General features: G+C 68.0%; 14 protein-coding genes. 7 read left to right on the top strand and 7 right to left on the bottom strand.

Annotation, left to right across the window (positions count from 1 at the left end; translation table 11 throughout):
- Positions 1-34: 34 nt before the first annotated feature.
- Positions 35-1,714, top strand: coding sequence for a SulP family inorganic anion transporter (locus BST17_RS23895; protein ID WP_083061388.1), 1,680 nt, complete (start codon positions 35-37; stop codon positions 1,712-1,714).
- A 9-nt stretch (positions 1,715-1,723) separates the two neighbouring features.
- On the opposite strand, the gene lpqV is transcribed toward BST17_RS23895, so the two are convergent.
- Entirely contained in the window at positions 1,724-2,143 is a 420-nt protein-coding gene (gene lpqV, locus BST17_RS23890) for a lipoprotein LpqV (protein WP_083061387.1), read from the bottom strand.
- Positions 2,144-2,261: 118 nt separating this feature from the next.
- Here lpqV and BST17_RS23885 point away from each other — a divergent pair, with 118 nt between their 5' ends.
- The gene (locus BST17_RS23885) at positions 2,262-2,810 is read left to right on the top strand and encodes a cysteine dioxygenase (RefSeq protein WP_083061386.1); all 549 of its coding nucleotides are present in this window, start codon (positions 2,262-2,264) and stop codon (positions 2,808-2,810) included.
- A gap of 4 nt (positions 2,811-2,814) precedes the next feature.
- Positions 2,815-3,198, top strand: coding sequence for a rhodanese-like domain-containing protein (locus BST17_RS23880; RefSeq protein ID WP_083061385.1), 384 nt, complete (start codon positions 2,815-2,817; stop codon positions 3,196-3,198).
- Here the strand turns inward: BST17_RS23880 and BST17_RS23875 are convergent.
- The 3 genes from BST17_RS23875 to BST17_RS23865 are packed head-to-tail and all read right to left on the bottom strand — an operon-like array spanning position 3,181 to position 6,704.
- Positions 3,181-4,866: an alpha/beta hydrolase gene (locus BST17_RS23875; protein ID WP_083061384.1), complete on the bottom strand. Its 1,686-nt coding sequence runs from the start codon at positions 4,864-4,866 to the stop codon at positions 3,181-3,183. The genes BST17_RS23880 and BST17_RS23875 overlap by 18 nt on opposite strands.
- Before the next feature lie 9 nt (positions 4,867-4,875).
- Positions 4,876-5,658, bottom strand: a complete 783-nt coding sequence (locus BST17_RS23870; protein WP_083061383.1) for an enoyl-CoA hydratase — start codon at positions 5,656-5,658, stop codon at positions 4,876-4,878.
- Positions 5,659-5,669: 11 nt separating this feature from the next.
- On the bottom strand, positions 5,670-6,704 hold the full coding sequence (locus BST17_RS23865; protein ID WP_083061382.1) for an enoyl-CoA hydratase/isomerase family protein: 1,035 nt from the start codon (positions 6,702-6,704) through the stop codon (positions 5,670-5,672).
- A gap of 194 nt (positions 6,705-6,898) precedes the next feature.
- On the opposite strand from BST17_RS23865, the gene BST17_RS23860 reads away from it, so the two are divergent.
- Positions 6,899-7,753 carry a Bax inhibitor-1/YccA family protein gene (locus tag BST17_RS23860; RefSeq protein ID WP_083061381.1) on the top strand — a complete coding sequence of 285 codons (855 nt, stop codon included), beginning with the start codon at positions 6,899-6,901 and terminating at the stop codon, positions 7,751-7,753.
- A gap of 188 nt (positions 7,754-7,941) precedes the next feature.
- Complete coding sequence (locus BST17_RS23855) at positions 7,942-8,847, top strand: hypothetical protein (RefSeq protein WP_083061380.1); 906 nt, start codon at positions 7,942-7,944, stop codon at positions 8,845-8,847.
- On the opposite strand, the gene purT is transcribed toward BST17_RS23855, so the two are convergent.
- From purT to BST17_RS23840, 3 genes are all read right to left on the bottom strand, one after another.
- Positions 8,844-10,028, bottom strand: coding sequence for a formate-dependent phosphoribosylglycinamide formyltransferase (gene purT, locus BST17_RS23850; RefSeq protein ID WP_083061379.1), 1,185 nt, complete (start codon positions 10,026-10,028; stop codon positions 8,844-8,846). The genes BST17_RS23855 and purT overlap by 4 nt on opposite strands.
- Before the next feature lie 69 nt (positions 10,029-10,097).
- Positions 10,098-11,315 carry an acetyl-CoA C-acetyltransferase gene (locus BST17_RS23845; protein ID WP_083061378.1) on the bottom strand — a complete coding sequence of 406 codons (1,218 nt, stop codon included), beginning with the start codon at positions 11,313-11,315 and terminating at the stop codon, positions 10,098-10,100.
- Between the two features lie 35 nt (positions 11,316-11,350).
- The gene (locus BST17_RS23840) at positions 11,351-12,301 is read right to left on the bottom strand and encodes an SGNH/GDSL hydrolase family protein (protein ID WP_207573709.1); all 951 of its coding nucleotides are present in this window, start codon (positions 12,299-12,301) and stop codon (positions 11,351-11,353) included.
- A gap of 196 nt (positions 12,302-12,497) precedes the next feature.
- Between BST17_RS23840 and BST17_RS23835 the strand changes: the two genes are divergently transcribed.
- Together BST17_RS23835 and BST17_RS23830 are read left to right on the top strand one after the other, a co-directional pair.
- On the top strand, positions 12,498-13,538 hold the full coding sequence (locus tag BST17_RS23835; protein WP_083061430.1) for an alpha/beta hydrolase: 1,041 nt from the start codon (positions 12,498-12,500) through the stop codon (positions 13,536-13,538).
- 30 nt (positions 13,539-13,568) lie between these two features.
- Positions 13,569-14,963, top strand: coding sequence for a cystathionine beta-synthase (locus tag BST17_RS23830; RefSeq protein ID WP_083061377.1), 1,395 nt, complete (start codon positions 13,569-13,571; stop codon positions 14,961-14,963).
- Positions 14,964-15,178: the final 215 nt, after the last annotated feature.

The raw sequence follows: 15,178 nt of genomic DNA, 5'->3' as shown, positions 1-15,178 counted from the left end.
TGCACCGGGAGTCGGGATCGACAAGACTGTGACGATGCCGACCAGAGGGCCGCGCCGGTTGGGCCGCCCGACCGTCAAGGATGTGCTCGCCGGCCTCGTGACCGGTCTGTTCTCGATCCCGGAGGGCATGGCCTACGCCGCCATCGGCGGCTTCAACCCGGCGGCCGGGATCTACGCGGGCGTCGTGCCCGGCATCATCGGTTCGCTGTTCGCCCGCACCGTGCTGATGGTGACCACGTTGACCAGTGCGATCGCGCTGACGTCGCGCAGCGTGCTGACCGATGCCGGTCTGGATCCCGGCGATCCGGCCAACGTCGCCGCGTTGGCCATCGTCGTCGGCGTGGTGATGGTGGCGTTCGGTCTGTTGCGATTCGGTTCGATCATGAACTTCGTCTCCAACGCGGTGATGACCGGGTTCGCCACCGGTATCGCCTTGCAGATCATCGCCGGAGTTCTCGGCGATGCCACGGGTTACCGCCCGGACAGTGGCAACACGGTCGGCAAGTTCATCGATTGGTTGGCGCATATCGGGTTGTGGCATCCGGCCGCGGCGGCGGTCACCGCGGCCACCATCGCGGTGTGGGCGGTGTTCCACCTCGTCAGGCCGCTGCGGTCGTTTGCCACCCTGCTCGCGCTGGTCATCGTGACCGCGGTGGTCGCGGTCACCGATATCGCGGTCGAGACCGTCGGTGACATCGCCTCGATCGCCAATGCGCTTCCGCCGGTGACGGTTCCGAATGTCGCGGCGATGCCCGAACTGGTGCTGGGCGGTGTCGCGGTGGCACTGGTCGCGCTGGCCCAGGCCGCCGGCATCTCGGCTGCGGTACCGAACCCGGACGGTAGCCGCCCCGACATGGACGGTGATTTCAAGGCCCAGGGTGCGGCCAATGCGATCGGCGGATTCTTCGGCGCTCTGCCCGCGGGCGGCTCGCTGTCCCGCACCGGGGTGGCCACCTCGGCCGGGGCGCAGACCCGCTGGGCCGGCATCTTCGCCGGACTGTGGCTGGCACTGCTGGTGCTGGCGGCCGGGTCGACAGCCGAGCTGATCCCGATGCCGGTCATCGGCGGATTGATCGTGGTGATCGGTGCCGAGCTGATCATGGGCCGGCTACCCGACATCATGTTGGTGCTGCGGGCGGCCCCGCTGTCGGCGGTGGCGATGGTCATCACCTTCGTGGCGACCACCGAACTACCGCTGCACACCGCGATCCTCATCGGGGTGATCACCTCGCTGGTGCTGTACTGCGTCAAGGCCGCCAAGGCCGCGGATCTTCGTGCGCTGGCCCGCGATGGGCAGGGCTGGCGGGAGATTCCGGTGCCCGAACGCTGCGCCGACGACGACGTGACGGTGCTGTTCTACTCGGGTGTCGGGCTGTTCGCCGAGGTCGCCCGGATCGACGAGAAATGGCCGCGGGCCGAGGGCACCCGCAATGCCGTCGTCGTGCTGAGTCTGTGGGCCCTGCCCGATGTCCCCTCGTCGGTGGCGATCAAGGCGTTACGGCGCTGGTCGGACGCCCTCACCTCGCACCACGGCCGGCTGTTCATCGCCGGAGTCAGCCCGCAGACCCGTGCGGTGCTGGAGCGCGGCGGCATCGGCGAGATCCTCGGCCCCGACGGCATCATCGAGGCCACCGACCGCGCGTTCGAGGCCATCGAGATCGCGGTCACCCGCGGGCGGGAGTGGATCGCCCAGCGGCCATTCGACTCGGCGTGATCAGAACTCTCAGCCGCACTCGCCGCGGGACGCGGCGTTGACGGCCATGATCGCCCCGGCCTGCTGTCCCGGAGTGAGATCGGCCCAGGCGGCGCCGAACGTGGCCGGCCCGGCGGCACCCGCGGCCTGGATCATCTTCAGGTACGTCTCGACCGGCTCCCGATGCTCGTCGAACCAGCGCTTCGCGGCCAGACAGGCCTGGCCATAGCCCGATTCGGTGGCCTCGGCCGGCACGTCGACAACCGTTGTCACCCCATCGGGGGACACCCGCACCGCGCCGCCGGCCGCCGCCTCGGCGGGCAGTCGCGGTGCCTCGGTGGTGGACGTGGCGGATGCCGACGGTGTGCTCGTCGGCTCCCCGGCATCCGATCCGCACCCAGCGAGCAGGACGGCGGCGGCAGCGAGGCTGGCAACGAGGTGGCGGCGCATGAGGCCAATCTATGCAACACTGGCCGCCATGACGGAGGGGACCGCGTTTCTGCGCTGTTGTCGCGCTTACTGAGCGTGCCGACCTGTTCGATCCTCTCGTCTCTGGAGTCCCATTTCCATGGTTGCCCCTGTCCTGACCCCGCCCGCTGTCTCGGCCCCCACCCGGCTGCGTCTTCCCGACCTGCTGGCTGCCACCGACCGCTGCGCCGACGACGTGCTGTCCGGTCGCTACGACCGACTGCTGGAAGGCGCCCTGCGATCGCCCGACGAGCGCTGGTACAACCGGCTCTACGGTGACGACGAACTCGACATCTGGCTGATCAGCTGGGTGCCCGACAAGTCGACCGAACTCCACGATCACGGCGGCTCGCTCGGGGCGTTGACGGTGGTGTCCGGTGCTCTGCGGGAAACCCGCTGGGACGGCAGCGATCTGCGGGATCGCAGGCTGGTCGCCGGGGACCAGGCGGCGTTCCCACTGGGCTGGGTGCACGATGTGGTCTGGGCTCGCGAGTCGGTGTCGGTGGGCGGGGTCGCGGTGCCGTCCTCGCCGACGTTGAGCGTGCATGCGTACTCGCCGCCGCTGACCGCCATGTCCTACTATTCGGTCACCGAGCGAAACACGCTGCGTCGCAACCGCACCGAACTCACCGACGCGCCGGAAGGATAGGCACATGACCAGTCGTATCGACGCGGTGCTCGACGCCGCCCGGGCCCGGTTGCAGCGGATCGAGGCGGCCGAGGTGCCTGCCGCGCTGCGACGCGGGGCGGTGCTGGTCGACATCCGGCCGGCCTGGCAGCGAGGCGAGGAAGGTGAGGTCCCCGCCGCCCTCGTCATCGAGCGCAACCACCTGGAATGGCGGTGCGACCCCACCAGTGACGCGCGCATCCCGGAAGCCGTCGGCGACGACGTCGAGTGGATCGTGCTGTGCTCGGAGGGGTACACCTCCAGTCTGGCCGCCGCCGCACTGCAGGATCTGGGCCTGCACAGGGCCACCGATGTCATCGGCGGCTATCACGCGCTGCCGGACGAACTGCGTTCAGCTGCTCTCGTCTGAGCGCAGCAGCGGACGGAGCCGCTCGGTCTTGTCGGATGTCCAGCCCGGTGGCTGCAGGATCGCCGCCCACGCGTTGGCGACATCGCGCACGTAGACGTGGCCGTGCCCGTCCGGAACGTTTACCGCCACAGCCATATCAGCGGACACCTGCAGGAAGGTGACGACCGGGATCCACTCCATCCGCGGGGAGACGTCGTACCCGCGCGGTTCCTTGAGCCAATCCGGTTTGGCGAACAGCAGATCGGGATTCCACCAGGAGATCGGGTCCGAGGCGTGCTGCAGATAGACCACCCGCGGCCGGCCCCAGGGATCGTCGGGCCGGCCCAGATCCTGTGCCGCCCGTGCCGAGAAGCGGACGTTCTCACCCTTGTCGTAGATCGGAAGCCACTGCGGCGATCCCGCGTCACGGTCGTGGGTGAGGGTGTTCCAGATGGTGTTCTTGAACGTCGGGCCGGAGAACAGCGCGCCGTCGGTACGGGCGATCAGATTGTTCAGCGCCAGGAACGGGGCCTCACCGCCGAACGAGCCGAGACTCTCCCCGAACACCACCACCCTGGGGCGCTCGGCTTCGGGTAGCTCGCGCACCATGGCGTCGACCGCCTCGAACAACGCCTGGCCGGCCTGCAGGGCGTTCTCCTGATCGACCAGGAACGAGATCCAGCTGGGCAGGAACGAGTACTGCATCGACACGATCGCGGTGTCGCCGTTGTACATGTATTCCAGCGTCGAGGCCTCGGCCTCGTTGATCCAGCCGGTGCCGGTCGTGGTGGCGATCGCGATGACGGCGCGGTCCAGCCCGCCGGTGCGGCGCAGTTCCTCGGCCGCCAGCCGGGCGGTCGCCCGGATCCCGTCGGCCGAGTTCAGGCCCGCGTACGCCCGGATCGGTTCGGTGGCAGGGGATCCGTTGAACTCGGTGAGCTCCTCGACCGACGGTCCACCGGCGACGAAGTTGCGGCCCTGATGGCCCAGTGATTCCCAACTCACCAATGACTGCGGGCCGCCGGAACGCAGAACCGTTGTGGGAGCCGGGTTGTCGGGGTCATCCTCGTTGTTGACGGTCTCGAAGGTGTTGTTGATGGTGCTCATCGCGAAGCGCACCACGATGCCGTTGAGCAGCGCGACGGCCAGTGCGAGCACCAGTGCGACGGCCACCACCCCGGAGACCCGCGGCGGTGCGATGCGCTCGAGTTGGCGCACCAGGTAACGGATCAACATGCCGACCAGCTGACCGAGTTCGACGAACAGGAAGAGGAACACGATCGCCAGCACGGCGGTCAGCGGGTGGTCCCAGAAGCCCAGCCGCGGAACGCCCATCAGGTCCCGGATATCGTCCTGCCAGACGTGGAAGTAGACGATCGCCGCGACCTGGCCGATGACGCCGACGGCGATGAGCACCAGCCACGCTCGCTTGGGCGGTGCCGGACTGGTGTCCTTGGAACGCATATAGCGCACCAGCCACACGGCAAACACACCGAGGCTGTAGCCGATCGCCCCGGCCGCGCCGCTGACCAGGCCCTGGAACAGCGGGCCGCGCGGCAGCAGCGACGGGGTCAGCGACAGCCAGATGAAGACCAGGCCGACCGCGGTACCGGTGAAGGTGTAGTGCCGAATCCACCACGCGCGCTTGGGCGGCGCTTGGGTCACGTCCTGCTCGGCGGTGGCGGTCACCGCTCGACCTTAGCGATGCGTGAAGTTCGCCGCGCGCTTCTCGGTGAACGCGGCCATCCCTTCCTTCTGGTCTTCGGTGGCGAACGCCGAGTGGAAGATCCGTCGTTCGTAGAGCAGACCCTCGGTCAGCGTCGACTCGAAGGCGCGGTTGACCGCCTCCTTGGCCATCCGGGCCGCCGATCGCGACATCCCCGCAATCGTGGCCGCGGTGGCATTGGCCTCGTCGAGCAGGGTGTCGGCGGGCACGACGCGCGACACCAGGCCGCTGCGTTCGGCCTCGGCGGCGTCGATGGTGCGCCCGGTCAGGATCAGGTCCATCGCCTTGGCCTTGCCGATCGCGCGGGTCAACCGCTGACTGCCGCCCATGCCGGGCAGCACGCCGAGTTTGATCTCGGGTTGGCCGAATTTCGCGGTGTCGGCGGCGATCAGCAGATCGCACATCATGGCCAACTCGCAGCCGCCGCCGAGGGCGTAGCCGGCCACCGCGGCGATGGTGGGGGTGCGGGTGGCGGCGAACTTGCCCCACAGCGCGAAGAAATCCTGGCCGAACACGTCCGCGAAGGACAGGTCGGCCATCTCCTTGATGTCGGCACCGGCGGCGAAGGCCTTCTCGCTGCCGGTCAGGATGATCGCACCGATACCCGGATCATCGTCGAGTTCGGCTGCGGCGGTGGTGACTTCGTGCATCACCTGGCTGTTGAGCGCGTTCAGCGCCTTGGGGCGATTCAGCGTGATGGTGGCGACCCGGCCGTCGCGGGTCACCAGGATGGTCTCGTAATTCTCTGTCGTCATGATGTTCCTTGTCAGAAGGTGAGATCAGGGTCGGCGGAGGCGAAATAGGCGTCGATGGCCGCGTCGTCGACGGCCTCCAGCGTGGCCGGGGACCACTGCGGATTACGGTCCTTGTCGACGAGTTGGGCCCGGATGCCCTCGACGAAATCATGCGACTTCGCCGAGGCCACCGACACCCGGAACTCCTGCTGCAGTACTTCTTCCAGGGTGGCCAGGTGCTCCGCGCGGCGCACCGCGGTCAGGGTGACGGCCAGCGCGATGGGGGAGCGGGTGGCGATCAGGTCGGCGGCGTCGTGCGCGGCCGGCTCGGCGTGGGCGCGCAGGTCGTCCAAGATCGCTGCGACGCTGTCGCCGGCATAACAGTCATCGATCCAATCCCGCTGGGCCACCAGCTCGCTGGCCGGGGGCTCCTCGGCGTAGCTGTTCAGGGCGTCCTCATGGCCGTCGGTGACGACCGCGTCGGCGAAGTCGCGCAGGCGTGCCTGCGGGACGAAATGGTCGGCGAAGCCCAGGGCGATGGCGTCCGCGCCGGAGAACGGGGCGCCGGTCAGCGCGGCATGCAGGCCCAGCGATCCCGGTGCGCGCGAGAGCAGGTAGGTGCCGCCGACGTCGGGGATGAAACCGATGCCCACCTCGGGCATGCCCATCTTGGTCTTCTCGGTGACCACGCGGACGTTGCCGTGCGCGGCGACCCCGACACCGCCGCCCATCACGATGCCGTCCATCAGCGCGACGTAGGGCTTGGCGAACCGGCCGATGTGCGCGTTCAGCAGGTACTCGTCCCACCAGAACTTGCGCGCATAGGAGCCGTCCGACTTTGCGCTCTGATAGAGCGCGACCACGTCGCCGCCCGCGCACAGGCCGCGCTCACCGGCGCCGGTCAGCAGCACGCTCCCGACGGCGTCGTCGTTCTCCCATTCGGTCAGGGCCCGCTGGAGGCCGGCGACCATGACGTCGTTGAGCGAGTTGATCGCCTTCGGGCGGTTCAACGTCACGATGCCGACACCGTTGCGGACACTTACTAGGATGTCCTCGTTTTCTGCCACGAATGCAATCTAGTTCGTGGTCTGCGCGTGATGTGCGACGGGTAGGGTTTGCACAGCTTCATCCCAGGAATGGGCGCACGGCCGGTATCTGAGAGCGCTCTCAGTGCAGGGGTATCGCGGGAACCGGTTCACGGCAATGATCGTTGATTGTGTGTTCGTAGATCGAACATCAGTACTTGAGGAGAGGACCTACGGTGCGCGAAAGCAGCAACCCGGTATTCCGATCCCTGCCCAAGGGGCAGCAGGGCGGATACGCGCAGTTCGGTACCGGAGCCGCAAGCTTCGGTGCGCAGCAGGTACATGCGGATCCCTACGCCGCAACCCAGTACCCGGATCAGCAGCAGGCCGGGGTCTCCCGGCCGATGACCATCGATGACGTCGTCACCAAGACCGGCATCAGCCTCGCGCTGCTGACCGCGGTGGCCGTCGTCTCGTACTACCTGGTCAGCCAGAACCTCGGGCTGGCCACGCCGTTCACCCTGGTGGGTGCCCTCGGCGGCCTGGCGCTGGTTCTCATCGCCACGTTCGGACGCAAGCAGGACAACCCGGCCATCGTGCTGAGCTACGCGGCGCTGGAGGGCCTGTTCCTCGGCGCGGTGTCATTCATCATCGCCAACCTGGCCTCGGTCGGTGGCGTCGGCATGATCGCCCAGGCGATCGTCGGCACACTCGGCGTGTTCTTCGGCATGCTCGTGGTCTACAAGACCGGTGCCATCCGCGTCACCCCGAAGTTCACCCGGATGATCGTCGCCGGCCTGTTCGGCGTCGTCGCACTGATGCTGGTGAACCTGGTGCTCGGCCTGTTCGGTGTCGGCGGCGGTGCGGGCATGGGCCTGCGCGACGGTGGCGCCATCGCGATCGGCTTCTCGCTGCTGTGCATCGCGCTGGCGGCGTTCAGCTTCCTGATCGACTTCGACGCCGCGGACCAGATGATCCGCGCCGGCGCTCCGGAGAAGGCCGCATGGGGCGTCGCCCTGGGCCTGATGGTCACCCTGGTGTGGCTGTACCTGGAGATCCTGCGTCTGCTGAGTTACTTCAACAACGACTAGCAGTCCGGCCAGAGAAAGGGCGTCCCGCACGGGGCGCCCTTTTTCGTTGCGCCCTTTCATTGACCGACGGTGCATTCAGATCGACTTTTCGGCCCAGAAGTCGATCTGTGTGCACCGTCGGCGTCGCGTTATCCACAGATCCTGCCGGCGGGGCTGCGCTGACGAGGGTGGGGCGCGACGCTCGAACCATGACGCAGCCCTTCATCGGTAGCGAGGCCGTCGCTGCCGGGCGGATCTCGAAATATCAGCTGGGCCGCCGATGCACGGCCATCCATCCCGACATCTATGTTCGACGTGGCGTCGAGCTGACTCTCGAAGACCGCGCATTGGCGGCGTGGCTGTGGTCGGATCGCCGCGCGATCCTGTGCGGACTCACCGCATCGGCGTTGCACGGCGCGCGGTATGTCGAGGATTCGCAACCCATCGAGTTGGTTTGGTCCAATCGTCGACCACCGCCCGGCATCCGGACCCGCAACCACGATCTGTCCGACGACGAGATCACCGAGGCTGGACGCTGGGGTCTGCCGACGACCACCATCACCCGGACGGTCTTCGATCTGGGCCGGCGTGGATCGCTCGACGAGGCGGTTACCAGGCTCGACGCACTGGGAAACGCCCGTCGGTTTCGCGTCCCCGATGTTCTCGAGTGGGCACGGTCGCGGCACGGCGGCAAGCGCGGTCTGCGTCAGCTCGACGCCGCGCTCGAGTTGTACGACGCAGGCTCGGAGTCGCCCCGCGAGACCTGGCTGCGCCTGTTGATCGTCCGCGCGGGGTATCCGCGGCCGCGGACCCAGATCCCGGTGGTGAGCCTCGATGGTCGGCGGCGCTACTTCCTCGACATGGGCTGGGAAGCCCTGAAGTTGGCCATCGAATACGACGGTGACCATCATCGGTCCGATCCTGGTCAGTACGCGTGGGACATTGTCCGCAGCGAAGACCTCGCCGAACTGGGTTGGAACCGAATCCGAGCGACCAAGCGGCACACCGGGGCCGATGTTCTGCGCCGGCTGTCGCGCATATGGCCACCGACGGTGCACTCAGACCGAGATCTGCGCCGAAATCCCGGTCTGGTTGCACCGTCGGAGTGCAGTTAGGGGACCCGCGGCGTGACGCGGCTCGCGGCCTCCACGGCATTGGCCCGCGCCACGTCGACGTCGGCGTCATAGGCCAGCGCCACCCCCATGCGGCGCTTGACGAAGCTCTCCGGCTTGCCGAACAGCCGAATATCGGTGCGTGGCACCCGCAACGCCTCGTCCACGCCGTCGAACACCACGCCGGAGGCGTCCACGCCGCCGTAGATCACCGCGCTGGCGCCGGGAGTCTTGCACGTGGTGTCCACCGGCAAGCCGAGGATGGCGCGGGCATGCAGCTCGAACTCGTTCTGCCACTGCGTGATCATCGTGACCATGCCGGTGTCGTGCGGGCGCGGGCTGACCTCGCTGAACCACACCTGATCGCCCTTGACGAACAGCTCGACCCCGAAAATGCCCTGCCCGCCCAGGTTCTCGGTCACCGCGCCGGCGATCTGCTGTGCCGAATCCAGCGCCGCGGCCGACATCGGGTGCGGTTGCCAGCTCTCCACGTAGTCGCCGCTGACCTGCTTGTGGCCGATCGGTTGGCAGAACTGGGTTCCGTCCACGCTGCGCACCGTCAACAGCGTGATCTCGTAATCGAAGTCGATGAAGCCCTCGACAATGATGCGGGTGTTGGTCACCCGGCTGCCCGACATGGCGTACTCCCAGGCCGCGGCCACGCCGTCGGCAGAGTCGATCTTGCTCTGCCCCTTGCCCGAACTGCTCATCACCGGTTTGACCACGCACGGGTAGCCGATCTCGTCGACCGCGGCCTGCAACTCGGCCAGCGAATCGCAGAACCGGTACGGGCTGGTCGGGACGCCGAGCGTCTCGGCGGCGAGGCGCCGGATGCCCTCGCGGTCCATGGTCAGCCGGGCCGCACGCGCGGTCGGGATCACCCGCACCGCACCCGCGTCCTCGAGTGCCTCCAGCACCGGGGTCGCGATGGCCTCGATCTCGGGCACCACCAGGTCGGGCTTCTCGGTCTCGATCAGCTCGCGCAGTGCGTCGGCATCGGTCATCGCGAGCACCCGCGCGTGATGGGCGATCTGGTGTCCCGGCGCGTCCGCATAGCGGTCGACGGCGATCGTCTCGACGCCGAGACGCTGCAGCGCGATCAGGACCTCACGGCCGAGTTCGCCGGAGCCGAGCAGCATCACCCGGGTGGCGTGCGGGGACAGGGGTGTTCCGAGTGTGGTCATCGGCACGGAGTCTATGACTCTGCGGTGCGGGTGAGGTCTGCTCGCCCGCACCGCAGCGTCAACGCGATATCAGGACAGCCGCTCCACGACCATCGCCATGCCCTGCCCGCCGCCGACGCACATCGACTCGATGCCGAAGGTCTTGTCGTGGGTGGCCAGGTTGTTCAGCAGCGTCGCGGTGATGCGGGCGCCGGTCATGCCGAACGGATGCCCGAGGGCGATGGCGCCGCCGGAGACGTTCAGCTTGTCCTCGTCGATGCCCAGTTCGCGCGCCGAACCCAGCACCTGCACCGCGAAGGCCTCGTTGATCTCGACCAGGTCGATATCGGAGATCGTCTTGCCGGCCTTGGCCAGCGCCTTCTTGATGGCCTCGATCGGGCCCAGGCCCATGATCTCGGGCGAGAGCCCGGACACGCCGGTGGACACGATGCGCGCCAGCGGGGTCAGGCCGAGCTCCTTGGCCTTGGTGTCGCTCATGATGATCACTGCCGCGGCACCGTCGTTGAGCGGGCAGGCGTTGCCCGCGGTGATCGTGCCGTTGGGGCGGAACACCGGCTTGAGCTGACTGATCTTCTCGTAGGTGGTGCCGGCGCGCGGGCCGTCATCGGTGGAGACGACGGTGCCGTCGGGCAGCGTCACCGGGGAGATCTCGCGCTCGAAGAAGCCGCTCTTGATGGCTTCCTCGGCGCGGTTCTGCGAGCGCACACCCCAGTGGTCCTGGTCCTCGCGGCTGATGCCGGTGAAGGTGGCGACGTTCTCGGCGGTCTGGCCCATGGCGATGTAGACGTCCGGGATGAGGCCGTCCTCGCGCGGGTCGTGCCACTTCACATCGCCCTCGGCCTGGGCGGTGGTGCGGGCCTGGGCTTCGTCGAACAGCGGGTTCTTGGAGTTCGGCGCCCCGTCGGCGGCACCCACACCGAAGCGCGACACCGTCTCGACACCGGCGGAGATGAACACGTCGCCCTCACCGGCCTTGATCGCGTGGAACGCCATCCGGGTGGTCTGCAGCGATGACGAGCAATACCGGTTCACGGTGGTGCCGGGCAGGAAGTCGTAGCCCAGCTCGACGGCGACGGCGCGGCCGATGTTGTAGCCGGCCTCACCGGCGGGCTGTGCGCTGCCCATCATCAGGTCGTCGATATCGCGGGGGTCCAGCGAGGGAACCTTGTCCAGGGCGGCGCGCACCATCTGGGCGGCCAGATCATCCGGACGCATGGTGACCAGCGATCCCTTACCGGCCCGCCCGATCGGCGAGCGTGCGGTGGCGACGATGACGGCTTCGGGCATGGCGACTCCTCGGATTGGAACGTGTTACACGAAACCTAACCCGCAGGCACCACGATGGGTGCGGGGACCCCGGTAGAGCGCCGCCACAACCGGCTGACATTGCTCAGCCACGACAGCGGCGAGCCACCGTCGTCGATGCGCGATTCCAGTGCCGCCTCGGCCGGCGCGCCGGATACGAACTCGCCCAACGCACTACACAACGCGGGCAGCAACTGTTTGGCCGCGAGCTCGTAACCGGCCGCCGACGGATGGAACATATCGGGGGAGAACAACACCTCGGGCGCCTCATAGAAGTGCGGGGCCAGCAGGTCCGAGAACGGCACCGGCACCCCACCTGCGGCGCGTACCGCCGAGGCCTGCGCACGGGCCAACCGCAGACCCTGGCTGCGGGCCACCCAGCGCAGCGGCTGGGGGATGGCCTTGATGACGCCGAAATCCGGGCAGGTGCCGACGATGACAACCGCGCCTGCGTCGCGCAGGCGCTGCACCGCACGGCCGACCCGACGCGCCGAGGGGCCTGTGCCGTTGGGTTTGGTGATGTCGTTCGCCCCGATCATGATGACCGCGGCGTCCGGGGGCGGGCCCGCGACGAACATCGCGTCGATCTGACCCGACAACCCCTTGGACGTGGCGCCGACGATCGCCTTGGTGCTCAACCGGATGCGCTTGCCGGATTCCTCGGCCAGCCCACGGGCCAGCAGCACGCCAGGTACCTCGTCGGCGCAGGTGCTGCCGTATCCGGTGGCCGTCGAGTCGCCGAAGATCATCAGGTGCAGGTCGAAGGGGGTGTCCCGGGTCCAGCGCTGCACCGGGCCGCCGCCCGCGGTGTAGACCCCGTCCGCCCGCGGCGGGACGTCCCAGGACTTCGGGATCGTCTGGCGGGCCTGGTCGGCCTGCCCGCTGAGCAGATTTCGCGCTCCAACATATGCCGAACCCGTCGACGCGAGCGCGGCGGCTGCAACGGCAATGGACGTCAGGCGACCCACGTTCTCGATATTAGGTCCCGTTTCCGCAAAGTCAGCGGGGACGCGAGTGGGCGCGGTCACATTGGGGTATCGAACCCGGTACCAAATCGGATTCGGGGATTGTTGAACAAATTGACGGCAGGCAAGCTAAATTCAACCGCCTGGCTAACTACTTATCGGCCAGGCGGGAACTACAACGGCGTAGGAAGTGGTGGCGATGACGGCACCAAGTAGGGTCTCCGGGGCCCCCCATGCAGCGATAAGCCCTGTTAGGGCCCGTCAATCGCGGCGTTTCCCGGTCGGTGACTGGCGCCCGGTCGAGATCGTGGAGGACGGTGCGGGCCTCGCGGGCCGGGTCGCCGGCCTGGTAGCCATGATGACGATCAAGCCAACTCTGGCTATCGCCAGTCACGCACCCCGGATGCCGTGGCCGTTCGGTCTGCTCGACTTCGCCGCCCGCGTGCTCAAGCCCGCACCGGGCACGGTCCGCGCAACCATCGCGCTGCCGCACTGCACCGCCCAGCTGGTCCGCGCCGCCGGCGTGCTGCCCGCCGACGGTAAGCGATCGATCATCCTGTACATGCACGGCGGGGCGTTCCTGACGTGCGGCGCCAACACCCACGGCCGGATGGTCACCGAACTGTCGAAGTTCGCCGACAGCCCGGTGTTCGTCGTGAACTACCGGATGATTCCCAAACACTCCATCGGCAGCGCCATCGACGACTGCTACGACGCCTACAAATGGCTGCGGCTGACCGGATACGACCCCGAGCACATCGTGCTGGCCGGTGATTCGGCCGGTGGTTACCTGGCGCTGGCACTGGCCCAGCGGCTGCAGGCCGAGGGCAGCGACGCGCCCGCCGCGGTGGTCACCATGTCCCCGCTGTTCGAGATCGAGAGCGACAGCCGCGCCCAGCACCCGAACTCGCGCACCGACGCAATGTTCCCGCCGCGGGCCATCGAAGCGCTCGGCGGCCTGGTCGAGGAGGCCGCCCAGCGGCACGGCCAAGAGGTCTACGAGCCGCTGGAGCACGTCGAGCCGGGCCTGCCGCGGACGCTGATCCACGTGTCCGGTTCGGAGGTTCTGCTCAACGATGCGCGAAAGGCGGCGCGCGTACTGGCCGAGGCCGGCGTGCCGGTGGAGGTCCGCATCTGGCCCGGTCAGATCCACGTCTTCCAGTTGTGTTCACCGTTCGTCGGAGAGGCGACGCGCTCGCTGCGCCAGGTCGGTGACTACATTCGCGAGGCCACGTGGTGAGTTGGCGAGCAGCCTGACACGATAGGTGTCATGCGCATCGCCAGCCATATCAGTGAGCTCATCGGTAACACCCCGCTGGTCCGGCTGAACTCGGTGGTCCCACCGGGTGCCGGTGTGGTGGCGGCCAAGATCGAATACCTCAACCCGGGCGGCAGCTCCAAGGACCGCATCGCGGTCAAGATGATCGACGCCGCCGAGGCATCCGGCGAGCTCAAGCCGGGCGGCACCATCGTCGAACCCACCTCCGGCAACACCGGTGTGGGCCTGGCCCTGGTGGCCCAGCAGCGCGGCTACCGGTGCGTGTTCGTCTGCCCGGACAAGGTCAGCGAGGACAAGCGCAACGTACTGCGCGCCTACGGCGCCGAGGTGGTGGTCTGCCCGACCGCGGTGGCCCCGGACGATCCGGCCAGCTATTACAGCGTCTCCAACCGGCTGGTCCAGGAGATCGACGGTGCGTGGAAGCCCGACCAGTACTCCAACCCGATGGGCCCGGAGAGTCACTACGAGACCACCGGCCCGGAGATCTGGGCCGACACCGACGGCAAGATCACCCATTTCGTGGCGGGCGTGGGCACCGGCGGCACCATCACCGGCACCGGCCGCTACCTCAAGGAGGTGTCCGGGGGACGGGTGAAGGTCATCGGCGCCGACCCCGAGGGTTCGGTGTACTCCGGTGGCACCGGCCGGCCCTACCTGGTGGAGGGCGTCGGCGAGGACTTCTGGCCCAGTGCCTACGACCCGGCGGTCCCGGACCAGATCATCGCTGTCTCCGACGCGGATTCCTTCGACATGACGCGGCGGCTGGCCCGGGAGGAGGCGCTGCTGGTCGGCGGATCCTGCGGGATGGCCGTGGTCGCCGCCCTGAAGGTCGCCGAGGAGGCCGGTCCCGACGCGGTCGTGGTCGTGTTGCTGCCCGACGGCGGGCGCGGCTACCTGTCAAAGGTTTTCAACGACGCATGGATGTCGTCCTACGGATTCCTGCGCAGCCGCCTCGACGGTTCCATCGATGAGCCGACGGTCGGGGAGGTGTTGCGGCACAAGTCCGGTGCGCTACCGGATCTGGTACACACCCACCCGTCGGAGACGGTGCGCGACGCCATCACCATCCTGCGGGAGTACGGGGTGTCCCAGATGCCGGTGGTCGGCGCCGAACCTCCGGTAATGGCCGGTGAGGTGGCCGGCAGCGTGTCCGAAAGAGAGCTGCTGTCAGCGGTTTTCGAAGGCCGGGCAAAGCTGGCCGACGCGGTGGCCCAGCACATGAGCGCCCCGCTGCCGCTCATCGGATCCGGTGAGTTGCTCGGTACCGCGGCAAAGACCCTGCGCGACTTCGACGCCGTGATGGTCGTCGAGGACGGCAAGCCGATCGGGGTGCTGACGCGCCACGACCTGCTCGGCTCGCTGTCCAAGGGGGCCGTCACCCGCTGACGGCGTCCATTGCGTTGGCAAACAAGGGGATCCGGGCCGCGAGATAACGGTCATCGGTTCGGTGCGAGCGCCATCGCGGCGGGCCACTTCTCGGGTATGGTTCTGGCCGCAGAGCCAGCTAATTTCCGCCACCTGGAAGGCGCCCATGACCGAGCAACCGCCACCACCTCCTGGGAATTATCCGCCGCCGCCCCCGCCTTCCGGTGGCTATCCGC

It is taken from the genome of Mycolicibacterium bacteremicum (assembly GCF_002086115.1).
Classification (GTDB): Bacteria; Actinomycetota; Actinomycetes; order Mycobacteriales; family Mycobacteriaceae; genus Mycobacterium; species Mycobacterium bacteremicum.
Note: the sequence above shows the minus strand (reverse complement) of the source record. Positions and strands in the feature narration are given on the sequence as shown.